Source organism: Ekhidna sp. (genome assembly GCF_965221965.1).
Lineage (GTDB): Bacteria > Bacteroidota > Bacteroidia > Cytophagales > Cyclobacteriaceae > Ekhidna.
Genome location: NZ_OZ244926.1, coordinates 3,523,803 through 3,547,366, shown reverse-complemented (window position 1 = coordinate 3,547,366; position 23,564 = coordinate 3,523,803). Strand labels below are relative to the sequence as shown.

Below are 23,564 nucleotides of genomic sequence, written 5' to 3'. Positions count from 1 at the left end.
TAGAACCTACTTCCGTCTCATCTTAAAAACCTCCGTCCACTGCTTATCTCCATTTTTCAAGTCTAACCGAATTTCCATTTCTGTATCGGATTTTCGCTCGAAAACCAATCCCTTTAAAACAATTTTGTTTTCTGTGAATTCAATCAATTCGAAGTGAACAAAGTCCTCCTTGGTCTCCCATCCGACCATGTCAGGGTTAAAGTGCTTTAATCGCAAGCCTGTTGAATCCATCACCATGAATTCATAGAAATTTAAGCTCCCGTCTCCCTTGTGGTGACGATAGGTGCCCATCATGGTTCCATCAGCCGATGGCTCGGACCACAACTCTTCTGAAGTGCCTCCAAATCCATCACCTACCCAATTACCTGCCAGCCAGGCATACGGGAATTCAGATTGTGAGTAGCAGAAAAATGAATAAACCAGTAATGCAGTGGAAATAAGGAATCGATTTTTCATGTGTTTAATTTACCATATGACGAAGCACTTATTTGATTATGGACTTTAATCCTTCATTTTTTTCATCCGCTCAGGCTCATGGGCAATCCAGGTTTTGAGGAGGCTTTGCATCATGGCGATAAACTTTTTGGATTGCAGTTCGCTATTGAGCGGGTCATCAAGAAATTCACGCAGGTCATCAAGCGCATTTAACTCTGCTAGTTCCTTGCTGCTCAGCATCCACGAACCCATGGACCAATCGGAAAAAACACGCTCATTGGAGTATCCTTTGATCCATTGTGTTACATTTTGATGCCTTGGATCTTTCTTTATCTTTTCGAAAAGTGCACTTACCTCTTTTTCATCTCCCTCAAGGTATTGAAGGTATTTGTTTTCAATACCCAGCAATATCCCGGTAATTCCATCATTCGAATTATTGGATTGAGATTCTTTGGAAATTTGATCCAGAATCTCCCGACTCATTTCATCACGGGGTGCGCTGGTATAAATCGTGTAAAAAATCATTCAAATATGTAGTGTAGGTTCATCTCTAATTTAGATAAAAGAGATAAGAAGTCGATGAATTCTTGTCAATCAGACTGATCTGCGATCCATGTCTTGAGCAGACCATTCATCAAGGCAATAAATCTTTTTGGTTGAATCTTATTTTGTTTGGGATCTTGAAGAAACTTTTTCAAATCACTAAGTGCTGATAGACTTTCCAACTTTTCTTTAGAGAGCATCCAGGAAGCCATCGCCCAATCACTAAAAACCCGCTCCTCTATATACCCGGTAACCCATCTTACAAGTTCTCTATGCCTAGTATCTTTTTTCAGGGTTTCATAGAGTTTATCAACTTCTTGCTGGCCTCCTTCGAGATACTGCATGTACTTATTCTCAATTCCCAAAAGCAACCCGGTTATACCTGTCTTTTCATTATTTCGAATAGAAATCTGAGTGATGTCTTCCAACACCTCTTCGGTCATAGGTATAGTTGGCTGACTGGTATAAATGAGATAATATATCATGCCGCCAAAAAGGATTTCGCTTGTTATTAAGTTAATAAATATCTAGTGAACTTTTCAGATATTTATCCGGTGAAATCTTTTTTCCGTTTCTTCATATTTATTTTGGTGGTCTATGTGCTGCTCGCGAGCGTGATTAGTCTGCTTACGACTGAGTCAGTCAGTATTCAAGCATGTGCTGACCAGTTTAGGGTCATTAATGCAAATAATGATCGACTACACGAAAGAGACTGGCAACTGATCGACTATTCTCATTCTTTCTGCACATCCTATGAATCCAGCGAAGCAATTAGCCTGGCTTCAGGGGAGAAAAGAAATGATCTTATCGCCAATGCCGATTCTTATGAAAACTTCTGGGGCACGATCTACAGTAAGCTTGTTAAGGATAGTCAAACACACATTGACTTTCTTGTAGACTCGCTCTCTTCTATTGCTTTAATGGAAGAACTATCCAGAACCGAGTTGGCAGAGTTGATTGTCACTTTCGTTCAGGATATCCCTTATAGTTATGTGAGGGTGGAGGATTGCTCTGAAGCCAATAATCAGGGCAAACCCTGCATCGGGCATATTGCTCTGGGCTTGCTGTCACCTTATGAATTTTTGCATTCCCTTTATGGGGATTGCGACACACGCGCAGTGCTTATTTATGCCATGCTGGAAAAACTCGGTTATGACCCGATGATCGTGGTGAGTAATGAATACGCACATGCCATGATTGCATTGAATATCCCTGCAAGAGGGGATCACCTGAGGTATCGGGGTAAGAACTACTACTTTTGGGAGACCACCGGAAAAGGGTGGCCGATCGGAATGCTTCCACCCAATTCAAATAATATCAATTACTGGAAAATCGCACTTGTCAATGAACGCTAACATCGCACTTCTGGCTCTTATCGAAATCATTTCTGCCATTACGATCGGCATTTTTATTCTTGCGCTCACGTACAAAATTGTGCAGTGGGTTGGGCGAAAGTATTATCTTATCGACGATTACAACTTGTCCTACAGCATCTTCGTATCGGCGATCATTATTTCTGTCGGGATCATGATCAGTGGAATTATCCAGCCATTGATTTCATCGTTCAGGCTCTTGAATCAGCGGGCAGACAGCTTCAGTCTGGCTTTCGAATACATTGCTACCGGAGCAATCTACATTGCCATTGCCTACACTGCCACTGTCCTGATTGGTTTGATCAGTACCTTTCTTTACAGCAAGCTGACACCTATTGATGAGTTTGAGGAAATCAGGAAAAACAACGTGGGCGTGTCACTTATCATAAGCAGTATCCTCATCACGCTTACGCTTCTGACAAAAGAAGGTGTGATGCTTTTGATCGAGGCGATTATTCCTTATCCGGAATTACCTCCGATTTAGTTCTTCTTGTTGATCAACCAATCAAAAAGGGAAAGCATGCAAACTCATTCGCTATGCTGGTTGTTTAGCATTGCATGAACCCATATTGCGATCCCGAAACCGGCATTTGTACACCATCAACCTTCGAAGACCTTCAGTCAATCGGTCAGGATAAGCTGACAGAAAAGACAGAGATCATCTACATAGGCGATCCCATGTGTTCGTGGTGCTGGGGAATATCACCTTCTCTAATCAAACTTCGTGATCATTACCGCGACAAGGAAGTAAGCTATCGAGTTGTTGTCGGCGGACTTAGACCTGGCGGGGGCGACCCATGGAATGATCAAATGAAAGATTTTCTGAAGGAGCACTGGGGGCATGTTACAGAAATGAGTGGTCAGCCATTCGGCTACAAGCTGATGGAACGGGATGATTTCAATTACGACACAGAACCTGCCTGCCGGGCAGTGGTGGCTGCTCGCCCGCTGGTGCATGAGCAGGAAATGGAGTTCTTTGAAGAAATCCAGCGAAAGTTTTACGTAGAGTCTGAAGATCCCGGAACTAACGAATTCTACCAAAGCATCTGTGAGAAGTTTGGAGTGGACTATCAGAAATTTCTGGAGCGATTCGAAAGCGAAGAAGTGCGATACGAAACCCGAAATGAGTTTATGCTCAATCGTCAGTGGGGCGTACAGGGTTACCCGACTATCGTTTTGCTGCACCAGGACCAGCTGTTTATGGTCGCTCATGGCTATGCCACTTTCGAACAGATGCAGGCGCAAGTGGAGAAAACGATCGAGAGAGAAGCTGAATCAGAGAAAAACGCATAAGGCAGGAGAAACCTTCGTTTCCCCTAAGCATTCAAACTTTATTTTCACTTTTTGATCTTGTCATTGGGGGCTGTTTCTGTGTGAAGTCTCTTAGAGCAAACACAAACCCACAGCCAACATGAAAGCCTATGTATTTTTGCTCTGTTCACTCTGTTTTCAGCTAGCTACCGCCCAGAATGTCGTTTACTTTCCCGGCTTTGAACTGATCAATGTGGAAGAACCCACTGCGGGCCTGCAGTACTCCACTTCTAAGCTGATCAAATCATACATCGAGGATAATCATAGCTATACCATCCTGCTTGACGAGCGCATCGGAGGCGAAGGATATTTGAGCCGTGAATCCCTGCAACAGTCAGTGGTAAATGCCACGGAGCAAAAAGCTCGGTTCTTTATGCGAGGGGAAATTCATTTCCTGCAAGGGGTCTACATTATTTCACTTGGTGTGTATGAGACAGCCAGCATGGAGCAAGTCTGGCACGACATGGCCAAAGGAGCAGCCGAACAGGATCTGGATCCTTTATTGTCTCGTCTGGGTCGATCTTTTTTCACGGATCGAACGGCCAAGACAGATATTGAAATTGACGAAGTAACGACCTACGACCAGCAGGGAGTAGAGCTGGCGCAGATAAAGGTCAACCATTTTGTCGGGATCATGCTCGGAGGAAAAGCCATCCCGAATGAAAGTACGTTATCGGGGTTTGGCCTGGCGTATACCTACGATGCATCTACGGTACTTTTCAATTTTGATTTTGAGCTATTTCCTTCTTCTACCATTTCCATCAATCATAGCAATCCCGGTCAGAAAATGCAAAGTGGTGGAGTATCCCTGGGGGTAACGTATCCGCTCACACGAAAGCGTTCGACCTTCTTTTTAAACGGAGGGATGGAATACGGATACACCACGATCAGGCAGGAGGATGCGGAATGGGGAGACAAAGAATCTGAGTCTGGGATAGGTGCTTACATTGGAGGTGGCTACCTGATCAACAGGAACTCAACAGTGAACCTTCGCATATTTACGGCAGTATCTATTCCCTTCTACCATGTCAATCAAACGAATGTAACCGGGATCAAATTCGGGATAGTAACATCTTTTGCAAAGAAAAGATGATCAGGCCGGTTGTAAATCCTTTCTTTCTTTAGAAACCCAGTCTTTCGGGAGCTCATTCAGAAGCTGCCTTCTGAAAACATGGTAATCGACCGTAATCGTGTGCCTTGGGGTATTTAGTTGATTGTAATGCGGATGATTCACTTCCTTCTCAACCCGTTTCTCCATGTTTTGAGGCCTGCTCCATTTGCCCGCCAGTTGTCGGGCGATGATTTTGGCTTGCAATTCTGCACCGGGCCAAATGCATCCCAGCGGTTGAAAAAGCCCAACGAAGAATAAATTGTCCATCGTGGGATGCATCATTTTTAAATACAATGGAACCGGCCCATCGCTGTAATTGATCAGGGTGTCATCCAGAAACGGGTGGGAGATGATGAAACCCGTACAGGCAATAATCACATCAAACTCTTCCTGGCTTCCATCTTTGAAATGAACCGTATGACCATCTAGTCTTTCAATATCCACTTTCGGATGCACTTTGCCATGACGAATACGGTAAAGCAGCTCATCGTTGATCACTGGGTGGGTCTGACCAAAGTTGTGATCCGGCTCTTGCAGGCCATAATTTTTATTCGGACCAATGAAAATGCGAATGAGCAGTTGGGAAAGTAGGCTTCTGATTTTCACCGGTAGCCAGGTCATCCCTGAACCAACTATGTCAGAGGGCTTTCCAAACATGAACTTGGGAATGATGCGATAGCCACGCCTCCAACTGATACTGGTTTTTTTACTCACCCTGCTAGTTTCCACCGCTACGTCGCAGGCAGAATTTCCACCGCCGATCACCAGCACTCGCTTATCTCTGAAAGGCTCGGCTTTTTTGAAATCATGTGAGTGGAGGAACTCACCATCAAAACTGCCCGGATATTCCGGCATGCGCGGATTCCAATGATGTCCGTTGCAGACGACCAGGTCGGTAAAGACCTCTTCGTGTTGGCCGTCTTTATTTTCAATGGTGACTTTCCATTCGTCGTTTGATATTCGCTCGGCATGCTTGACGGTTGTTTCAAATTGGATGTGATCAAGCAGATCAAAATGCTGGGCATACCCCTGAAAGTAGCTAGCCAGCTGCTGATGGCTGGGATAATCTGCCACCTCTTCGCCATGATCCTCCCAGGTGTAGTCTTCGTATTGGGAAAGCAACTTGGAGCTGATGATGTGAGTGGTTTCAAAGACACTGGAGTGACTGGGCTTTTCGCTGTAAATCCAATTACCACCTACACGGTCGTTGCGATCGTAGCAGACGGCCTCTATCCCTTCATCCAAAATGTTTTTCAGTGCGGTAATTCCGGAAGGCCCGGCACCAATCACGCATGCTCTTCGCTTCATGGTTTGAAGATAATGAGAAGTGGTTAAATCAGTCGATCAGCTTTAGGAGTGATTCCCCCTTTGAAGGGGGGTGCGTCCGGTTTGTGAGCAGGGAGGGGGATGTAAAAGGGATTAATAAATCACTCCTCAATCACCTTCGGCCAGTTGGCCTCCGCCTTTTTTATAAACTCCGCCTGATTTTCTTCCCACTTTTCCTGGATGCCTTTGCTGTAGTTGAGGTATAGCTTCCCTTCTACGATCTTCCATGCTTCCGGCTCAATTTTATAGAGGGCACCTTTGGAAACACCGTACGCACAGTAGCCGCCAAACTGAGGCGCATACTTCTCCGGATCAGCCTTGAACGCTTCCATATTTTCCACCGTACTGAAATGCCAATCAGCATCTTTCCACTTGTAGGTATAAGTCTCATGTCCTTTGACAGCCTTGCCTTCTTTGAAGTATGCCACTGGATCATATCCTTTAATTGCGCCCACTTTGGTGACGTACACTGGGCTTTTTTGCGCTGAGGCGATCAAACAAAAAACAAATAGGAAAATGAATGTTGCAGTCTTCATACCTGAATAGTACGAGTAAGAAGAAGGAAAGATGGGGTCAGTGAATGTGTTTGTCGGCTGGTTGTCACCTCGCCAACACCCTCGCTGGCAACATAAATAGCGCCCGGATAAAGGCAAACACACCTTCAACGGCAAATCCTAGGATTCTGAACGGCAGCAAAACCAACCAGATAAGCGGATATAGAAACAAGATTGCTAGTGCTAAGGGCCAGCAGATCACGAGGAGGATAAACCAGAGTAGGATTTTCATGAAAGTATATACGGAGTGATAATTCTCGTGGTTATCTGCTCGTATGCGAACAATTGCTGTTCAAAACCGAAACATTGGGGTTTATTTTCTGACCGACAAAACACTTTATCATTTGATAAGTTGACTCTCCTGTTAACCATTAAACTAAACCGAAATGAGTACACTTTACCGACTGGTTTACACCAGTTTTCGTAAACCGGAATGCGATGAAAATGAAATTCAAAACATCCTGCAGTCCTGTAAGAAAAACAATCCCGGCAGAGATATCACCGGCGTTCTACTCCATTCAGACAAAAGATTTATTCAATACATAGAGGGGTCTAAAGAGGAGGTAGAACAGCTTTATGATCTGATAAGCGATGACCCTCGTCATACGAGCATAAACCAAAGAAACTTTGAAGCCATCAACGATCGTCTTTTTCCAAGTTGGGAGATGGGCTACAAAGACATTGATAAAGTTAGTTTTAATACAGATGCCTCCACAGAAGATCAGAAAACGTTTAATGGAATCATCAAAGGAGAATTGGATTTCGATGATAATGCATTGAGAATTTTGCAGCTTTTCTTCAAAATGGCCTAGCGTAATTTGTATCTTTAGGTACATGAAGCTACCTATCTACCAAGTCGACGCATTTACCGATCATTTATTTGCTGGCAATCCTGCTGCAGTCGTCCCGATCGATAATGAATGGCCCATTGATGATGTGCTACAGAAGATAGCCATAGAAAATAACCTGTCGGAGACCGCTTTCTTTCAGGATCAGGGTGATGTGTTTGAGTTGCGATGGTTTACGCCCGAGTTTGAAATTGATCTGTGTGGACATGCGACTCTGGCTTCTGCGCATGTGATTTACAATCATCTGGGTTACAAAAAAGATGAGATCCACTTTGAGACAATGAGTGGTCCATTGGTGGTGAAGCGAAAAGATCATTTGTTGCAGCTGGATTTTCCTTCCAGAAAGCCCGAACCGGCAGAAATGAAAGAAGGGTTATTGAAAGCATTCAATCACCCACCGAAAGAAATCCTGAAGTCACGTGATTATGTGATGGTCTACGATAGCGAAGCAGATGTGCGCTCGCTAAAAGTGAACGCCAGCCTGCTCAGCCCGGAGCATTTTGACAAAGGAGGCATCATTTGTACTGCTCCTGGAGATGGAGTGGATTTTGTTTCGCGTTTCTTTTTTCCTGGAGGTTCAGTCTTTGAAGACCCGGTCACAGGCTCTTCGCATTGCTCACTGATTCCGTACTGGTCGGAGAAGCTGGGCAAGAACGAGATGATCGCCTACCAGCTTTCAGAGCGCAAAGGCTACCTCAATTGCATCGCTATGGGCGAGCGGGTGCTGATTGCCGGTAATGCGGTAACGTATTTGGTAGGTGAGATTGAGGTGTAATTAGAGTAGATCTAGCGATCTACCTTAAGAACTTTGAAGATTTTATTGGTTTCTCCATGTCGTAGGTAATAAATTCCGGGCACCAGGTTTTCCATTTCCAGAATAATGCTCGGAGAATTTGATTTCTGAGCATGTAGCACCCTTCCGAATGAATCCATTAGCTCGATGGAGTCCACTGGTTTTCCGTTTGTAAGTTCAAAATGTAATTTTCCAAGAACAGGGTTTGGGTAGATCACTATTCTGGAGTTTTCGCTAAATCCAAGCGCATCCACTACCGTCAGTGTTTGCTCGACATCATCTGCAGCTAAGTAGTTGGCATTTCCGTCTTGAGAAGCTGTAATCGTGGTAGTGCCCTCTCCAACTATCGTCACTTCCCCTGATGCAGTCACAGTGGCAACAGATGGAGTTGCAGATGTATAACTAACATCCAGACTAGATGAAGAGGTGGCGTTTAATGTAAAAGGTTCTGACGTCAGTTCTTTGACTGGAATAGAACCGAAAGTAATCGATTGAGAAGCCTTATTTACAGTTAAGCTCCTAATGACATTTGGTGCGGCGTTATATTCTCCATTGCCTGGCTGAGAAGCTATAATGTTACACGTTCCTGCACCAATTATGGAAACGGTATTTCCATTGACTTCAGCCACATTATCATCGGTGCTTTCAAAGCTTACCGTAAGTTCAGATGAACTTGTTGCACTGAGATTGAAATCGCTATCTCCAAAAGTGACATCACCCAAAGGGTCGAAAGTGATGGTTTGGTTTGATTTTCCTGAAAGATTATACTTCCATAATTCTTGCTCATCTTCCACATTATCATCACCAATAAAATAAAGCTCTTCTTTGAAGATGGTCATCAGTTCTTGAACATAGAAGTCTGGTGTTGTCGTGATCGTACTGGCACCATCAGTTGGATTATAAATACCAAGGTTGCCGTTTACACGATAATAAAGATTTGAGTCATCAGAAAGAATCTCCGTCCTATTAGTTACTTCTGAGACTACTACAACAGTACCTTCTTCAGTACCATCCGATTTCCAAAGTTTGCTATCTGCTACAAAGTAGATTTCGCCCATAAAGTCAATAAAATTTTCAGGAAAGCCATCCCCGGCACTCTCATCAAGGTCTTTGACAAGTCCTGTACCCTCTGCAGTTCCATCTGTTTTGAAAAGCTCAATTCCAAATTCGTCTGTTCCGGCCCTAAAAAAGAGATTGTCGCCGGAGGCAACCATCGGATCATTAATTGGGCCACTAGTGCTCGTTGTGGTCAGCACCTCGGTACCTTCCACTGTTCCATCAGATATCCATACCTCATCATTTGCTAAACTAGAGGTGAAATTGTAAAACAAGATGTTTCCCTGATGATACGTCACATGCTCAGGCCCTGAGCCGCTTCCTAAATCAGCAAGTTTAGTGGTTCCTACTTCAGTACCATCCGATTTCCAAAGACCGTATTCCGAGGCTTCCGCTGCGATGAAGTAAAGCGTCCCATCGGCATTAGCAATATACCGCACATAAGAATGTCCGGATCCTTCATTGATATCCTTTATTCTGACAGTACCTTCTTCCGTGCCATCTGATTTCCACAGCTCTTCGCCATTGGCGTCTTTTCCATTGAAAGCAACACCTCCCCCGAACTCAACTATGTACTCCGTACTAAAGCCAGCAGAACTCCCTGAGTAGATGTCTTTAATAAGCACTGTTCCTTCTTCTGTTCCGTCCGATTTCCATAATTCCTGACCTGAAGACACTCCTGCATTTGCAGCAAAGTATAGCAAGTCGTTCACAACCAATCCGACAGGCTGGCTGGGAACTCCACTACCGGAGGTGTTGATGTCTTTTACGATTCCCGTTCCTTCCTGAGTCCCATCAGATTTCCAAAGCTCTCTTCCATTTGATGCTGAAAAAGTTGCAAAAAAGATGTGATTGCTATTTTGCTCAATAAACGTCCAACTCGACCCAACGGCTGAAGTTCCTTGATAAACCAAGTCATATTCTTCCTGTGCCTGCAAACCTGAAAAGAGAGATAATACGATGATTAGACTGGGAATGCGTGTACGTAACATGGTGAGGGTGAATTGATTAGCACTAATTTAGATAATTAACTGAATATTTTGTAATATTCTTATAATCAGTTCCTTACAATATCTCCACAATATGCCTCGCCACTTTCCCGGTTCCATCTAAAATCTGATGTCTACATGAGGTGCCGGATGCAAGAATGATGGTGTCTTTTTCTGATTCACGGACTTTTGGGAAAAGCACCAGCTCACCAATTTTCATGGAGACCTCAAAGTGTTCTTTTTCATAGCCGAATGAGCCGGCCATGCCGCAGCAGCCACTCGGAATCATTTGTACGTCAAAGCCTTCAGCGGCTTTTAATATTTTCATCGTTGGGATCATCGATGATAGGGCTTTTTGATGGCAATGTCCATGCACCAACACTTTTTGTTTCTTTCTTGGAAAGTCTGAGGAGGTCAGGTTTCCTGCATCCAGTTCTTTGGCCAGGAATTCTTCTATCGTGAAGGTTTTCTCGGCCACCTTTTCTGCCATTTTTTTTTCCTCATCCCTTAGCAAGTCAGGATACTCATCCCGAAAAGTCAGTATGGCCGATGGCTCTATCCCGACAAGGCATATGTCCTTTTTCAGTAAGCCGTGGAATAGATTCACATTTTCACTGGCCAGTTCCTTCGTCTCTTCCAGCATCCCTTTGGATAGATAAGTACGCCCACTAATGGCGTGTTTTGCAGAGCGCACCTCATAACCCATACGATCAAGGAGCATGATCGCCTTCTTCCCAATTTCCACATCCAGGTAATTCGTAAATTCATCAAAGAAGAAGTACACGGTCTTCTTCGGCTTTCGCTGAAGGGAATGGAATTTCTTCTCAAACCAATAGCGCAACGTTTGATTCGCCATTTTAGGAATGGAACGCTTACCCGCAAACCCCAGAACGGGCTTGGAAACATTTCGTGTCAGGTTGAACACCCAGGGTGCTTTTTCAAACCACTCCATGCTTTTGGCATAGTTGGCTATCATTTTGGTGCGGAAGGATGCTCCGCTTTCCTTCATGGATTGATACTGCCACTCGGCTTTCAGCTTACCCATGTCTACATTGGAAGGACACTCGCTTTTGCAGCCCTTGCACGAAAGGCAGAGATCCATCACCTCTTTGATTTCAGGCTGAGCAAATGGATTCGTTTCTTTAGAACGGGTGAGCATCTCACGCAGGATATTCGCTCGTGCCCTGGTGGTATCTTTCTCATCTCGGGTAGCCTGGTAGCTTGGGCACATGGTGCCGCCGGTCAGCTCGGATTTACGGCAATCGCCTGAACCATTACACAGCTCTGTCGAGCGAACAATACCCTGATCTTTGGAAAAATCGAGCATAGTGTCATACTCCGGTGTGACATGGTTTTTGTCAAACCGAAGGGAGGTATCCATAGGAGCTGTATCCACAATCTTGCCCGGATTGAAAATGTTTTCCGGGTCCCAGGCATGCTTTACTTTTTTCAGTAGCTGGTAGTTTTCCTCTCCGATCATTTTAGGAATAAATTCCCCGCGTAATCGTCCATCGCCATGTTCTCCGGAAAGTGAGCCTTTATATTTCTTGACCAGATTAGCAATCTCTTCTGCGATGGTTCGGAAAAGTTTGACGCCTTCTTCTGTTTTCAGATTCAGGTAAGGACGTAGGTGCAGTTCGCCGGATCCGGCATGGGCATAGTGTACACTGTATAATCCATGCTTATGGAGGATTTTATTGAAGTCGCCGATGTAGTTCGGAAGGTCCATGACATCTACTGCCGTATCCTCAATGACCGGAGCAGGCTTGGTGTCGCCCGGAATGTTGGAAAGCAGTCCCAATCCGGCTTTACGCAGGTTCCAAACTTTGGTGATATCGTCTCCTTTGATAATCGGGAATGCATATCCCAGTCGCTGCTTACCCAGCTCGGTCAGGAAATTGAGGATACGGATGTCTACTTCTTTTTCGGTCTCACCGATGAGCTCTACTACGAGGATGGCTTTTGGTTCACCCTCTACAAAGAATCGATTGGCGGCCTGCTCTTTATTTCGTGCGGTAGCCTCCAGGATGTAATGGTCCATCAGCTCGCAGGCGTATGGCTGATAATTAAGCGCGATGAGATTGGCTTTGAGCGAATCCTCAATGCTTTTGCAATGGATGCAAACGAGCCGTTTATGTCCTTGTGGGATTTTCGTGATCTTTAGTTTGGCAGCAGTAACAAAGGCTAGTGTACCTTCAGAACCAGCTATCAGGCTGCAGAAATTGAACGGCTTTCCCTTCGGATTAAATGGCTGCATATTGGCTAGCAGGTCCAGTGCATAGCCAGTGTTTCTTCGTGGGATATCCGGTTTTGGAAATTCCTTTTTAATGCGGTTGACATTCGCTTCATCCAGCAGAATTTCTGAGATATTTTGATAAAGCTCATTTTCAAGATCAGCCGACCCTCGCAAATCTTCTGATTCTTTGAAATGCACGCTCGATCCATCAGATAGCAAAGCTTTGACTTCCAAAAGATGCTCACGTGTACTCCCGTATACTACAGAATTTGACCCACAAGAATTATTACCAATCATTCCTCCAATCATGGCCCGGTTGGCGGTGGAGGTTTCAGGAGCAAAAAAGTAGCCGTGTTCGGCAAGGGTTCGATTTAGTTCATCTCTAACAATTCCCGGCTGTACCCAGGCGTATTCCTCTTCAATGTTGATTTCTAGAATTTTGGTGAAGTGTTTGGAGACATCCACTACGATTCCACCACCCACAACTTGGCCCGCCAGGGATGTGCCAGCTGTTCTGGGGATAAGTGAGGTTTGATTTTCTCTCGCGAATTGGATGAGTTTTTTGAGGTCTTCATCACCCATTGGGATCGCCACAGCCTGGGGCATTTCCCGATAGGCAGAGGCGTCTGTTGCATAGATGCGGCGGATGGCTTCACCCTCATGCAGCGTTCCTTTCAGTTCCTTTTTAAGCCCCTCGAAATTCATTATTCAAACCTAGCTGAGATTTTCTAATTTCAAAGCGTCATTCCTGACGCAGTAAACGGAGTTCAGGAATCTGTTGATTTAGATTCCGGTATTTCTCATACTTCGAAAACCGGAATGACGAAAGGAAAGAAATTTTCAATCCCCATGTAACCTTCCGAAATTACTTCAGTTTCCCCGTCAGAATGCACCAAATGAACCTACTGGAAGACCACAGTTTGATGTTGAAAGTGAAAGAGGGAGAGGTCGAAAAACTCAACCTTTTGTACAAGCGATACAGTCGCCGATTCTTTGGATTCTTTTATGGAATGACCAATGATGGAGCGACGAGTGAAGACCTGGTGCAAAACGTCTTCATGCGGATTTTAAAGTACAAACACACTTATAAGGAAAACGGAGATTTTGAAGTGTGGGCCTTCCAGATGGCGCGCAATGTGCATCACGATCATTACCGAAAAAATAAACGATACACTTTTCAGGAGGACATGAATCCCTACGAAGAGCGGTTGAGTGAAAACAAAAACCAGGAGGTGGATATGGAACGATCGGATGAACTGAACTACCTGAAGAAAGCACTGGCAAATCTTTCAGCAGAAAAACGCGAGTTGATCGAGCTGGTACGATTTCAAAAGGTGAAGTACGCGAAGGTGGCGGAGATGATGGGTGTGACAGAGAGCGCCATCAAGGTGCGGGTGCATCGAATATTGAAAGAATTAAGAGACTCCTACATAAAAATGGATGTCTAAATCCCCCTTTGAAGGCGGTCCGACGTTTCGGGGGTGTGGAGGATGTGAGATGGCATGGGGATGTAAAGAAGAATATTAATCTCAAACGAGATAACTATGAAAATAACAAAACAAAAAGCACAGGAACTCTGGCAAGACAAAATGGTCGGAAACCTTAGCGACAAAGAAGCTGAGGCGCTTGACCTGTTTTTGGCTGCTAATCGGGAGGTCGCTTCGGAACTGAAGGAGATGGAGCAAACCTGGGAGCTATTTGAGGAGATTGAGCGACCGGAACCTTCAGCGGCCATGGACGCACGCTTCGAAGGAATGATGGCAGCTTATACAGAAAAGCAAAAGGAAGTTCGTCCAAATGTGCTCGACTGGATCGTGGCGCAAATGACCAAAAGCTGGCAGGTGGGGCTGGCCTCCCTTGCGATGGGATTGTTCATTGGCTGGTGGATGCTGCCATCACAAGATCAGAAGCAGGATATTGCTCAGCTGAGTAGTGAAATTCAGAGCATGAAAGAAATGATGATGCTCACACTTATAGAACAGCCAAAAGCGCAGGAGCGCATCCGGGCAGTGAATCTGGCGGCAGAGCTACCGAAGGCAGATGAAAAAGTGGTCAATGCACTCATCACAACGCTTAACAAGGATGAGAACGTGAATGTCCGCCTGGCCGCTTTGGAATCACTGGTCAGATATGTGGATGAGCCGAATGTTCGACAAGCATTGGTCGATGCGCTGATGGTTCAGGAATCACCCCTGGTACTGGTAGCCATTGCAGATGTACTGGTGGCCATCCAGGAAAAATCCTCGGTGGAGGCCATGGAAGACCTGCAGCAGAAAACAGAGGACGAAATGGTGAAAGAAAAGCTGAATGAAAGCATTCAGACACTAAAGAATACTTAAACTCAAAATAAGGACTAATGCAATTATTACTAATACTATTAACACTGATCAACCCGGATCTCAAGGAGGACAAAGTGGTGATCAACAAAACATATGAACTCGCAAACCCCAGTCAAATGGCAGTCGTGATCAGCAACATACACGGTGATGTGGTGGTGGAAAAATCAGAAGACAATAAGGTCTATCTCTCACTCACCATCGAAATGTCGGCAAACTCAGATGCTTTACTGGAAAAAGCGAAAAATGAACTTGAGCTTGGTGAACGCGTGACGGCTGACTCACTGATGTTCTTTACCAAGGCACCATTCATCAAAAGATGTCGATGGGGAAATAATTCGGGTTATGACATGCGGGACCATCCAAAGTATGACTTCAAATATCAATACAAAATCAAGGTACCGAAGGATGTGAAGCTGGAGGCTAAAACCATAGATCACGGAGATGTTCGGGTAGAAAACATTGACGGACCCGTGAAAGTCGGCAATGTGAATGGGAAAGTAGATATAAAAAATGCCCGCAGGGTGCTCCAGGCTTCAACGGTCAATGGAGACGTGAATATCAACTTTCTGGAGAGTCCGAAAGATCCGATCGACTTCAATACGGTGAATGGAGACTTCAACTTTGAACTACCGGATAATTTCAGTGCGCAGGTTTACTTCAACAGCATGAATGGCTACCTGTACACCTCTTTTGACTATAAAAAAATGAGTCCGAAAGTAGAGAAGAGTGAAAAGAATGGAAAGTTTAAAATTGGCACCAAGGCTGGAGTGGAGATCGGTTCCGGTGGACCCGAGCTATCCTTCCGCAGCATCAATGGCAATGTGTATTTGAAGAGAGCAGACTGAAGCAAGAAAAAGAATAGAAAAATAAATTTAAAGACATGAAAAAGTTATTAATCATATTATTCCTGGGAGCCGCGGCAAGTGTCTGGGCGCAGGATTTCAACGAGCAGATAGCCGTGCCGCTTAGCTCTCCTGACAAAAAGGGAAAACTGGAAGTGGGCCAGGTGCGAGGTGATATTATCATCGAAGCGTACAATGGAAAAGAAGTGATCATCCAGGCGACTGCCGGAAAAGACGATTGCGATGACTGTGATCACGATCATGGAGAAAGCCGCAACGCTCCTGCCGGGATGAAGCGGATATCTTCCAGCCCGATTGAGCTGGAAGCATCTGAGAACAATAATCGTGTGGAGATCGAAACGAATTCCTGGAAAAAACCCATCAACCTGAATATTAAAGTGCCGGCCAATTTTGATCTGGAAGTATCTACCGTGCACGGAAAAGTGGAGGTTACAGGCTTGAATGGCTATCATGAAATTTCATCTGTTAACGGGCCTGTCACGCTCATAGACATGAGTGGGTCTATTGTCACCAATACAGTGAATGGAGCAATCATCGTTAACCTAAAATCTGTGAAACCAAACGAGCCCATGTCCTTTGTCACCCTCAATGGAAACGTGGATGTTACCCTTCCAGCCTCCGTGAAGGCACGTGCAAAAATGCGCTCGGATCGTGGCGAGATTTTTACAGACTTTGATATGACCATGGACCGATCAAAGCCGCAGGTAAAATCCGATGATGGGGAGTACAAAGTTTCCATCAACTCCTGGGTGTACGGAGACATCAACGGAGGAGGACCGGAATACACCTTCAAAAACATGAACGGAGATATTATTATCCGCAAGAAGTAAGAGTGAAATTGTCAAAATTTTATCTGATCTGGTTCCTGTTCCTAGCCCAACTTAATGGGTGGGGGCAGCAACTGGATCAATCTGTTCTTGATCAGATTATTGAGAAAGCAGAACAATCAAATTCAGATGCTCTGATTATTAAAAAGAGTGACAATGTGATTGTTAAAAAGGGCAAAGACTCACCTGTATATATAGCATCCGCAGGAAAATCTTTGACGAGCCTTGGAATAGGCATGTTGCTCATGGAAGGATTTCTTGATTCACTTGATCAGCCAGTTTATTCATTATACCCAGAGTGGGAACAAGGAAATAAGAAGTTCATTACGGTTCGTATGCTTTTGAACCATACTTCTGGTTTACAAAATCATCCCAATGCAAGTGTAGAACTTGAGCCTGCACCAGATTATAAAGTCGACAACATTATTAAGCTAGCTCTTGCCGCTGAACTAGAAAACAAACCTGGCCAAGAGGTTTCATACAATAACAAAGCAGTGGCTCTATTAGGAGGAGTAATTGAGGCGGCATCTGGTTTAAGGATGGATGAGTTCTTTGAAAAGTATTTTTTTGATCCAATGGATATTAAAGACGTCTCATGGATAAGGGACAGAGCAGGGAATCCTACTGCACATGGGGCGTTTATCATAAAGCCAAGCGACTTGTTGAAGTTTGGAACTCTGATGCTCAATGGAGGGAAGTATGAAGGTACTCGAATACTACCAGAAGAATGGGTAGAAGAGTCATTTCAACCAGGACAAACTCAACTTCCTATTTGGGGATTATTATGGTGGCGACTGCCTGCTTATGAAAAAAGAGTTATTGATGAGGAACTCATACAAACATGGCGTGAACGAGGGGCGTCTTCTGATTTAATTGATAAAGTTTTGCCGATAGTTGATAAAGTGTTTTCCGATAAGCATTCCTATTACAATGAGATGGAGCTTCTCTTAGGGGAAACATGGGGTAATCAGCTCGATGAAAATAATGTTGGCGGGAAATATTCAAGTAAGCGGATATATTCAGATGATATTGTGGCCTACTATGCTGATGGCTTTCGTGGAAACTACCTTGTTGTAATTCCTGAAAAAGAAATTGTGGCTGTAAGGTGTGCGGATCCTAATGGCTTTAATTATCAGACAGATTTCTTTCCCGATTTTGTGGAATTGACTAGCAAGCTGTAAACAGCTCTTTGTAAATAATGAATCCCACAACAGCATTGCGGGTTTTTTTGTTTATTTATTGGCATGAAAAAGAGGATCAAGCTGCCGCGAATTGTGCAAGATTACAAGAATAAGGAGAAAATTATCCTGCGTGATTACCTGGCCCTGGAGCGCACTACCATGGCCAACCAACGTACACTTTATGCCGTGATTCGAACGGCCATCTACCTCGTTTTGGCTGGTATTGCTTTCATCACGCTGGAAACCTTCACAAAGTTGAATTGGATAGGGTATGTCTTATTCATTATCAGTGGAGTGATGGTCATTTTTGGGGTTATACGCTTTCTTGCTCTGCGCAAAAAGCTCACTAGATTTTACGATGATTCAATGAAAGAATTTGAAGATTCAGAGCGGGTAAAAAACAGGAATGAGTAACGAGGCAATAGCCCAAAATAAAAGCTTGAGCGGGAGCCCTACTTTGGCAAAGTCTGCATATTTATAGGGTCCTGCACTGTATACCATGGTATTCGTCTGGTAGCCTACCGGTGTAATGAAACTGGAACTTCCTGCAAACGCAATGGTCATCAATAGTGGTGTTGGGTTTACATCCATTGCAGCGGCTATTGAAATTGCCACAGGTGCCAAAAGAGCAGCCGCCGCATTATTGGAAATGATTTCTGTAAGAATGGAGGTCGTGAGATAGATGGCAGAAATGACGGCCATAGGCCCCAGGTTTTTACCAACTTCCTCTGTTAGAAATTCACCAATCAATGAAGAAAGCCCGCTCTCATTCATAGCAGCTCCCATACTCAGCGCCCCGGCAAGCAGAAAAATGACCTGCCAGTCGATCGCACGGTAGGCATCATTCATGGTGATGACATTCGTGACGTTTAGAAAGACAATTCCTGCGAAGGCAGCAATCATAATGGAGGTAACATTGAATGTTGCCAGCAGAATAACTGCTAATAGGGTGCCCAGCACAATTACGAGCTTATTTTTATCAACCGAAGGGACCCACTCTGCACGCATAGATAGAAAAGAGGTTCTGTCATTCTCCTCATTTGTGTTTAAGAGGCGATACCCTTCTTCATTGGTCTGCAAAAGCAATATATCTCCGGGCATCAATCGGATATCATCCAGGTCTGAAAAAGACTCCCTGCCTCTTTGTCTGATTGCCAGAATGCGCGACTGGTACTTTCGTAAAAAATCGATCTGTTTCAGTTTCTTTTCGGCCATCGGAGAGTTGGGTAAAATGACAATTTCAATCAGCGATGTACCTTCTTGAGGGAAGATCTTCCCTGTGTGCTCATCGTGAATGTCGAACTTATCTGACTGAAGAATTTTATTGATTCGATCCATGCTGCCTTCCACCAGGAGCACATCGTTTTCCTGCAATTTGAAATCCGGAGTTGGGTCTTTCAGGGATTCATCTCCTCGTTGAATTTCAATGACCCGCTCTTTTTCAAAATAGTCGCTCAGGCTTCTTTCATCATCTTCCAATGCGTCAGTGACAATGATTTCACAGAGATAATCTGAGATTTTTTCATCGCGTGCTTTTTGATTCATCTCTCGTTCAGGAATAAGTTTTTTCCCGAAAAGCATTAAGTAGACGATTCCAACAGCAAAGAAGACCAAGCCCAATGGTGCCAGATCAAACATGAAAAATCCTTCAAGGCCTTCATCTTTTGCGATACCACTGACCAGCAGGTTGGTTGAAGTTCCTATCAATGTGCAGGTGCCCCCGAGAATTGCTCCAAAAGAAAGCGGTATCAGGTAGCGCGCCGGAGACATTTTTTGACTTTTAGCCGCATTGGAAACAATGGGAATAAAAGTCGCAACTACAGGCGTATTATTTACAAATGCAGATATGCCGCCTACCCCGGTGGAAAGGATCAATACACTTTTTTTGTAGCCTTTACGAAGCAGATCACCAAACCAGGGTGCGATGCGACTAATAATACCGGTTTTTAGCAGCGCATCACTTAAGACAAACATAGCAGCGACCGTCAGTGTGGCGGAGTTAGCAAATCCCATGACTCCTTGTTCGGGCGAAATGACACCAGAAAATACAAGAAGTACCAGTATCCCAATTCCTATTACATCTACAGAAAATCGTTCCGTGACAAAAAGCACCAATGCCAGCAGAATAACCCCTACGGTGATCCACATGTCTATTGTCATAGTCTAAATATACAAATAGCAGGTTTTGAAAAAATGGAATCTCACTATATTGCCTGCTAGCATGGAGGCAATTGATGGGGTTACTTTAAACTTTAGTGAGGCTAATCTTTTCTATCTGAATCTTAGCCTGGGGTTCATCATGTTTGGTGTAGCTATAAATCTGAGGATTGCGGATTTTGTCCGGGTAATCCAAAAACCAAAAGCTGCTCTGGCGGGCATGCTGTCCCAGTTTATCGTGTTGCCTGCACTCACTTTTTTACTGGTTCTTATTATCCAACCAAGGCCCAGCTTTGCACTTGGAATGATGCTGGTGGCCGCCTGTCCAGGAGGAAATATTTCCAACTTCATGACGGCCATGGCAAGAGGAAACACGGCACTTTCTGTTAGCCTCACGGCTGTTTCCAGCACATTGGCCATCGTGATGACACCCATAAATATTGCATTCTGGGGGAGTATGTATGCACCCACAGCTGAAATTCTCACAGAAGTGAGTCTTGATTTCTGGCAACTGTTGAAAACCATCACAATGCTTTTATTGATCCCAATCATTTTGGGAATGTTGCTTCGAAAGTGGAAACCTGCGATTGCAGACCGGCTGCATCCTGTCATGCATTACAGCTCCATTGCCATTTTTGTGGCGATTGTGATCATGGCTTTCAGTGCCAATTTTGATCTGTTTCTGTCCTACATCCACTTGGTAGTGTTGCTGGTACTCGCACACAATGCGGTTGCTTTGCTTGCCGGTTATAAACTGGGGGCACTATTTGGACTTGAATCACAGGATCGACGCTCTATTGCCATAGAAACAGGAATCCAAAACTCGGGGCTGGGCCTGATACTTATCTTTGGGTTTTTTGAAGGATTAGGGGGGATGGCGATTGTGGCTGCCTGGTGGGGTATTTGGCACATTCTCTCCGGACTTAGTCTGGCCTATTTCTGGAGCCGTTCGGACGCTTTGACGACAGCAGAAGTTTCAGAAACCAAACCATAAGATTTGCATCTTATTCTTTCGCTGATTATCAGTCCTTTAACCTCATTTGCGAATAATTTTTTGAATTGGTTCGCTGAATAGCCAATAGCAAATTATTTCCTTATTTTTGCCGACCTTATTAAAAGAGCATTTAGAATAACATGGCACTAATAGGAACACTGAGAAACAAGATGGGTAAGATCGTGGTGGGAGCAATCATGGTCACAATGGTCGCTTTCATTGGCACGGATTTGATTGGAAACGCTTCATTTTTAGGTGGAGGTGAAAACCCGGATATCGGAGAGATGGCCGGAGAGACTATTTCCAATACTCAGTTTCAAAATAAAGTAGACGAGCTGTCTTACAACTTTGCTATCAATACCGGCAGAAATCCTTTGCAGGAAGAGACAGATCAAATTAGAAATCAGGCATGGAATGCATTGATTTTAGAAAAAGTATATGAAAAGCAGTTTGATGAACTTGGTATAGTCGTAACTAACAATGAGTTGGTAGACATGGTGCAGGGCAGCAACATCAGCCCTCAGATCATGCAGTTTTTTGCAGATCCAAATACCGGCCAGTTTCAGAAGGAAAATATTACTGCTTTCCTTGGCAGCCTTCAGCAGGCTCCACCGCAGCAAAGAAATTCATGGATCGCATTCGAGCAATCGCTAATCCCAAGCCGAAAGCTTGAGAAATATGCAAACCTTTTCACAAAGACCAACTATGTGACGAAGTACGAGGCGAAGGACGAATATGTAAATCAAAATGCAAATGCGACAATTGATTACATGTACGTACCATTCCTAAGCGTTTCAGATTCTGCCATTAGCGTTACGGATAGTGAGCTTCAGGCGTATCTTGACGATCATGAGTCTGAGTTTCAACGCGAGGAAACAAGAAGCATGGACTATGTGGTTTTCGACGTTGTTCCTTCAGCTGCAGACTCAGCCATAGTAGCGGATGAGGTGATGGATTTGAAGCAGTCATTAGCTAACGCTAACAACGACTCTAGCTTTGTGACTATCAACTCTGATGATCCATATCCATTCATCACGTACACTGATGATAACCTACCGGCAGTTCTTCAAGGTCAGGAAATGGGTTTTGTATCTGAGCCAGCAATCGTGAATGGATCTTACGAGTTTTATAAGCTTTCCAGAAAGGATGAGCCTGCTCCTGACAGTGTGCTTTACCGAGTGGCTAAAATGAAAAAGGAATTTTTCGTTTCTGATGAAACGATTAACGAGGTATACAGACAAGCTGACCTTTTCGCAGCTTCTGCAGGAAACCTGGAAGAATTCACAAGACTTGCTGAGGAGCAAGGATTGGATGTGAGAACGGCTAACCGAATCGGTAAGAATGCGCAGCGCGTGGGTCAAATTATCGAAGCAAGAACGCTTGTGCTTTGGCTATACAATGATGCGAAGACCGGCGCAGTTTCAGAAGTAAAAGAAGTAGGTGAAAAATATGTGGTTGCCGCGATGACGGCCGAGCAGGAAGAGGGTGTAGCTAATCTGGAGGAAGTGAGAAACCAGGTGGAGCGAAAAGTAAGAAACGAAAAGAAAGCAGCATCAATCATAGGCAATTTGAACGGAATAGATGCTACAGGTGTAGAAGCATATGCGACGGCATACGGCGAGGGAGCAAAAACAGGAACTGCAGACTTCCAGCTGTTTTCAAATAGTATCACCGGAGTTGGATATGCTCCTGAGGCCATAGGTCTTTCATTTGCATTAAATGAAGAAGAGATGACCCGGGCATTCGCCATTCAGGATGGGGTAATCATAGTGAAATTGACCGCTAAGGATATTCCTGCAGACATAGATGATTATTCATCATTTGCCTTGCAGGTATCTCGTCAGCGACTGGGACAAAGTGCAATGGTGGCGGACTTCCCGCTTTCATACTTCAGGCTTTTCGTTCCTAGAAAGATTGACGAAGCGGTGAAAGAATTCGCAGAGATTGAAGATATGAGATACAAGTTCTTCTAAAGAAGAAAAAACAAATCTGTTCAAGCCATTCCGAACTATATCGGGATGGCTTTTTTTATAGTATAGATTGAAAACTAAATTGAACCAATGAGCTGGGACGAAAAAGCATTTTTGGAAAAGCTGGAGGGTGCGCATCAGTTCCCTGATAATTATACCTTTAAGTTCATCGTAAAGCCTGAACATCAGGCGCAGGTGGAGGCATTGCTGCCAGATGCAGATGTGAAGCTCAAGCCCAGCTCCGGGAATAAATATGTGAGTATTACACTCAATCAAAAGATGAACACCAGCAAAGAGGTAGTTGACGTGTATAAGCGTGCCCACACGATTGAGGGGATCATTGCACTATAAAATCAAAAAATTATGAGTTGGAAAGAAGAAGATAACAAGCTGAAGAAGACCTTTGAATTTAAAGACTTTGTGGAAGCCTTTGGCTTCATGAGTCAGGTGGCGATCATCGCAGAAAAGATGAATCATCACCCCAACTGGAGCAACGTCTACAATACGGTCAGTTTTGAGCTGAATACGCATGATGCCGGAGATGTGGTGACGGAAAAGGATAAGAAACTGGCTGAGGCGATTGATGGGTTAATCAAAAACTAATTCCTCCATTGAGGCCGGGCCGACGTTTCGGAGGTTAGATGGGTGTTTATGGCAT

The 23,564-nt window shown here is 44.3% G+C and carries 24 protein-coding genes; 16 read left to right on the top strand and 8 right to left on the bottom strand.

Annotated elements, in window-relative coordinates; genetic code table 11:
- Positions 1 to 6: 6 nt before the first annotated feature.
- From ACOQON_RS16525 to ACOQON_RS16515, 3 genes are all read right to left on the bottom strand, one after another.
- Positions 7 to 456, bottom strand: coding sequence for a DUF6265 family protein (locus ACOQON_RS16525; protein WP_420576532.1), 450 nt, complete (start codon positions 454 to 456; stop codon positions 7 to 9).
- Positions 457 to 501: 45 nt separating this feature from the next.
- The gene (locus ACOQON_RS16520) at positions 502 to 960 is read right to left on the bottom strand and encodes a BLUF domain-containing protein (protein ID WP_420576531.1); all 459 of its coding nucleotides are present in this window, start codon (positions 958 to 960) and stop codon (positions 502 to 504) included.
- A gap of 65 nt (positions 961 to 1,025) precedes the next feature.
- Positions 1,026 to 1,463 (bottom strand): BLUF domain-containing protein, encoded by a 438-nt coding sequence (locus tag ACOQON_RS16515; RefSeq protein ID WP_420576530.1) that lies wholly within the window; start codon positions 1,461 to 1,463, stop codon positions 1,026 to 1,028.
- A 45-nt stretch (positions 1,464 to 1,508) separates the two neighbouring features.
- Between ACOQON_RS16515 and ACOQON_RS16510 the strand changes: the two genes are divergently transcribed.
- The 4 genes from ACOQON_RS16510 (at position 1,509) to ACOQON_RS16495 (ending at position 4,755) form a co-directional block, all read left to right on the top strand.
- Positions 1,509 to 2,333 carry a hypothetical protein gene (locus ACOQON_RS16510; RefSeq protein ID WP_420576529.1) on the top strand — a complete coding sequence of 275 codons (825 nt, stop codon included), beginning with the start codon at positions 1,509 to 1,511 and terminating at the stop codon, positions 2,331 to 2,333.
- Entirely contained in the window at positions 2,323 to 2,835 is a 513-nt protein-coding gene (locus tag ACOQON_RS16505) for a DUF350 domain-containing protein (protein WP_420576528.1), read from the top strand. The genes ACOQON_RS16510 and ACOQON_RS16505 overlap by 11 nt, the downstream gene beginning before the upstream one ends.
- 74 nt (positions 2,836 to 2,909) lie before the next feature.
- A complete protein-coding gene (locus ACOQON_RS16500; protein ID WP_420576527.1) occupies positions 2,910 to 3,644 on the top strand; it encodes a DsbA family protein in 735 nt (244 codons plus the stop codon).
- Positions 3,645 to 3,762: 118 nt separating this feature from the next.
- Positions 3,763 to 4,755 (top strand): hypothetical protein, encoded by a 993-nt coding sequence (locus tag ACOQON_RS16495; RefSeq protein WP_420576526.1) that lies wholly within the window; start codon positions 3,763 to 3,765, stop codon positions 4,753 to 4,755.
- On the opposite strand, the gene ACOQON_RS16490 is transcribed toward ACOQON_RS16495, so the two are convergent.
- Positions 4,756 to 6,081: a flavin-containing monooxygenase gene (locus tag ACOQON_RS16490; protein ID WP_420576525.1), complete on the bottom strand. Its 1,326-nt coding sequence runs from the start codon at positions 6,079 to 6,081 to the stop codon at positions 4,756 to 4,758.
- 119 nt (positions 6,082 to 6,200) lie between these two features.
- On the bottom strand, positions 6,201 to 6,635 hold the full coding sequence (locus ACOQON_RS16485) for a YHS domain-containing (seleno)protein (RefSeq protein ID WP_420576524.1): 435 nt from the start codon (positions 6,633 to 6,635) through the stop codon (positions 6,201 to 6,203).
- Between the two features lie 404 nt (positions 6,636 to 7,039).
- On the opposite strand from ACOQON_RS16485, the gene ACOQON_RS16480 reads away from it, so the two are divergent.
- Positions 7,040 to 7,465: a BLUF domain-containing protein gene (locus ACOQON_RS16480; RefSeq protein ID WP_420576523.1), complete on the top strand. Its 426-nt coding sequence runs from the start codon at positions 7,040 to 7,042 to the stop codon at positions 7,463 to 7,465.
- Positions 7,466 to 7,487: 22 nt separating this feature from the next.
- Entirely contained in the window at positions 7,488 to 8,276 is a 789-nt protein-coding gene (locus ACOQON_RS16475; protein ID WP_420576522.1) for a PhzF family phenazine biosynthesis protein, read from the top strand.
- 11 nt (positions 8,277 to 8,287) lie between these two features.
- On the opposite strand, the gene ACOQON_RS16470 is transcribed toward ACOQON_RS16475, so the two are convergent.
- A complete protein-coding gene (locus tag ACOQON_RS16470) occupies positions 8,288 to 10,342 on the bottom strand; it encodes a T9SS type A sorting domain-containing protein (RefSeq protein ID WP_420576521.1) in 2,055 nt (684 codons plus the stop codon).
- A 73-nt stretch (positions 10,343 to 10,415) separates the two neighbouring features.
- Positions 10,416 to 13,280 carry an FAD-binding and (Fe-S)-binding domain-containing protein gene (locus ACOQON_RS16465; RefSeq protein ID WP_420576520.1) on the bottom strand — a complete coding sequence of 955 codons (2,865 nt, stop codon included), beginning with the start codon at positions 13,278 to 13,280 and terminating at the stop codon, positions 10,416 to 10,418.
- Positions 13,281 to 13,471: 191 nt separating this feature from the next.
- Here ACOQON_RS16465 and ACOQON_RS16460 point away from each other — a divergent pair, with 191 nt between their 5' ends.
- From ACOQON_RS16460 to ACOQON_RS16435, 6 genes are all read left to right on the top strand, one after another.
- Positions 13,472 to 14,023 (top strand): RNA polymerase sigma factor, encoded by a 552-nt coding sequence (locus ACOQON_RS16460; RefSeq protein WP_420576519.1) that lies wholly within the window; start codon positions 13,472 to 13,474, stop codon positions 14,021 to 14,023.
- Positions 14,024 to 14,119: 96 nt separating this feature from the next.
- Positions 14,120 to 14,914: a HEAT repeat domain-containing protein gene (locus tag ACOQON_RS16455; RefSeq protein ID WP_420576518.1), complete on the top strand. Its 795-nt coding sequence runs from the start codon at positions 14,120 to 14,122 to the stop codon at positions 14,912 to 14,914.
- A 17-nt stretch (positions 14,915 to 14,931) separates the two neighbouring features.
- A complete protein-coding gene (locus ACOQON_RS16450) occupies positions 14,932 to 15,759 on the top strand; it encodes a DUF4097 family beta strand repeat-containing protein (protein WP_420576517.1) in 828 nt (275 codons plus the stop codon).
- A gap of 35 nt (positions 15,760 to 15,794) precedes the next feature.
- Positions 15,795 to 16,607: a hypothetical protein gene (locus ACOQON_RS16445; RefSeq protein WP_420576516.1), complete on the top strand. Its 813-nt coding sequence runs from the start codon at positions 15,795 to 15,797 to the stop codon at positions 16,605 to 16,607.
- A gap of 8 nt (positions 16,608 to 16,615) precedes the next feature.
- A complete protein-coding gene (locus tag ACOQON_RS16440) occupies positions 16,616 to 17,785 on the top strand; it encodes a serine hydrolase domain-containing protein (RefSeq protein WP_420576515.1) in 1,170 nt (389 codons plus the stop codon).
- Between the two features lie 63 nt (positions 17,786 to 17,848).
- The gene (locus ACOQON_RS16435; protein ID WP_420576514.1) at positions 17,849 to 18,199 is read left to right on the top strand and encodes a DUF202 domain-containing protein; all 351 of its coding nucleotides are present in this window, start codon (positions 17,849 to 17,851) and stop codon (positions 18,197 to 18,199) included.
- Here ACOQON_RS16435 and ACOQON_RS16430 read toward each other — a convergent pair.
- Positions 18,170 to 19,945 carry an SLC13 family permease gene (locus ACOQON_RS16430; protein WP_420576513.1) on the bottom strand — a complete coding sequence of 592 codons (1,776 nt, stop codon included), beginning with the start codon at positions 19,943 to 19,945 and terminating at the stop codon, positions 18,170 to 18,172. The genes ACOQON_RS16435 and ACOQON_RS16430 overlap by 30 nt on opposite strands.
- Positions 19,946 to 19,970: 25 nt before the next feature.
- On the opposite strand from ACOQON_RS16430, the gene ACOQON_RS16425 reads away from it, so the two are divergent.
- From ACOQON_RS16425 to ACOQON_RS16410, 4 genes are all read left to right on the top strand, one after another.
- On the top strand, positions 19,971 to 20,936 hold the full coding sequence (locus ACOQON_RS16425) for a bile acid:sodium symporter family protein (protein WP_420576512.1): 966 nt from the start codon (positions 19,971 to 19,973) through the stop codon (positions 20,934 to 20,936).
- Between the two features lie 140 nt (positions 20,937 to 21,076).
- Positions 21,077 to 22,909: a peptidylprolyl isomerase gene (locus ACOQON_RS16420; protein WP_420576511.1), complete on the top strand. Its 1,833-nt coding sequence runs from the start codon at positions 21,077 to 21,079 to the stop codon at positions 22,907 to 22,909.
- Positions 22,910 to 22,996: 87 nt separating this feature from the next.
- A complete protein-coding gene (locus ACOQON_RS16415; RefSeq protein WP_420576510.1) occupies positions 22,997 to 23,257 on the top strand; it encodes a DUF493 family protein in 261 nt (86 codons plus the stop codon).
- Between the two features lie 12 nt (positions 23,258 to 23,269).
- A complete protein-coding gene (locus ACOQON_RS16410) occupies positions 23,270 to 23,509 on the top strand; it encodes a 4a-hydroxytetrahydrobiopterin dehydratase (protein WP_420576509.1) in 240 nt (79 codons plus the stop codon).
- Positions 23,510 to 23,564 lie beyond the last annotated feature (55 nt).

What these genes read in the sequence shown, in the direction of transcription:
- ACOQON_RS16525 (WP_420576532.1), bottom strand. Translation starts at nt 456, where the DNA reads ATGAAAAATCGATTCCTTATTTCCACTGCATTACTGGTTTATTCATTT.
- ACOQON_RS16520 (WP_420576531.1), bottom strand. Translation starts at nt 960, where the DNA reads ATGATTTTTTACACGATTTATACCAGCGCACCCCGTGATGAAATGAGT.
- ACOQON_RS16515 (WP_420576530.1), bottom strand. Translation starts at nt 1,463, where the DNA reads ATGATATATTATCTCATTTATACCAGTCAGCCAACTATACCTATGACC.
- ACOQON_RS16505 (WP_420576528.1), top strand. Translation starts at nt 2,323, where the DNA reads ATGAACGCTAACATCGCACTTCTGGCTCTTATCGAAATCATTTCTGCC.
- ACOQON_RS16500 (WP_420576527.1), top strand. Translation starts at nt 2,910, where the DNA reads ATGAACCCATATTGCGATCCCGAAACCGGCATTTGTACACCATCAACC.
- ACOQON_RS16495 (WP_420576526.1), top strand. Translation starts at nt 3,763, where the DNA reads ATGAAAGCCTATGTATTTTTGCTCTGTTCACTCTGTTTTCAGCTAGCT.
- ACOQON_RS16490 (WP_420576525.1), bottom strand. Translation starts at nt 6,081, where the DNA reads ATGAAGCGAAGAGCATGCGTGATTGGTGCCGGGCCTTCCGGAATTACC.
- ACOQON_RS16485 (WP_420576524.1), bottom strand. Translation starts at nt 6,635, where the DNA reads ATGAAGACTGCAACATTCATTTTCCTATTTGTTTTTTGTTTGATCGCC.
- ACOQON_RS16480 (WP_420576523.1), top strand. Translation starts at nt 7,040, where the DNA reads ATGAGTACACTTTACCGACTGGTTTACACCAGTTTTCGTAAACCGGAA.
- ACOQON_RS16475 (WP_420576522.1), top strand. Translation starts at nt 7,488, where the DNA reads ATGAAGCTACCTATCTACCAAGTCGACGCATTTACCGATCATTTATTT.
- ACOQON_RS16470 (WP_420576521.1), bottom strand. Translation starts at nt 10,342, where the DNA reads ATGTTACGTACACGCATTCCCAGTCTAATCATCGTATTATCTCTCTTT.
- ACOQON_RS16465 (WP_420576520.1), bottom strand. Translation starts at nt 13,280, where the DNA reads ATGAATTTCGAGGGGCTTAAAAAGGAACTGAAAGGAACGCTGCATGAG.
- ACOQON_RS16460 (WP_420576519.1), top strand. Translation starts at nt 13,472, where the DNA reads ATGAACCTACTGGAAGACCACAGTTTGATGTTGAAAGTGAAAGAGGGA.
- ACOQON_RS16455 (WP_420576518.1), top strand. Translation starts at nt 14,120, where the DNA reads ATGAAAATAACAAAACAAAAAGCACAGGAACTCTGGCAAGACAAAATG.
- ACOQON_RS16450 (WP_420576517.1), top strand. Translation starts at nt 14,932, where the DNA reads ATGCAATTATTACTAATACTATTAACACTGATCAACCCGGATCTCAAG.
- ACOQON_RS16445 (WP_420576516.1), top strand. Translation starts at nt 15,795, where the DNA reads ATGAAAAAGTTATTAATCATATTATTCCTGGGAGCCGCGGCAAGTGTC.
- ACOQON_RS16435 (WP_420576514.1), top strand. Translation starts at nt 17,849, where the DNA reads ATGAAAAAGAGGATCAAGCTGCCGCGAATTGTGCAAGATTACAAGAAT.
- ACOQON_RS16430 (WP_420576513.1), bottom strand. Translation starts at nt 19,945, where the DNA reads ATGACAATAGACATGTGGATCACCGTAGGGGTTATTCTGCTGGCATTG.
- ACOQON_RS16420 (WP_420576511.1), top strand. Translation starts at nt 21,077, where the DNA reads ATGGCACTAATAGGAACACTGAGAAACAAGATGGGTAAGATCGTGGTG.
- ACOQON_RS16415 (WP_420576510.1), top strand. Translation starts at nt 22,997, where the DNA reads ATGAGCTGGGACGAAAAAGCATTTTTGGAAAAGCTGGAGGGTGCGCAT.
- ACOQON_RS16410 (WP_420576509.1), top strand. Translation starts at nt 23,270, where the DNA reads ATGAGTTGGAAAGAAGAAGATAACAAGCTGAAGAAGACCTTTGAATTT.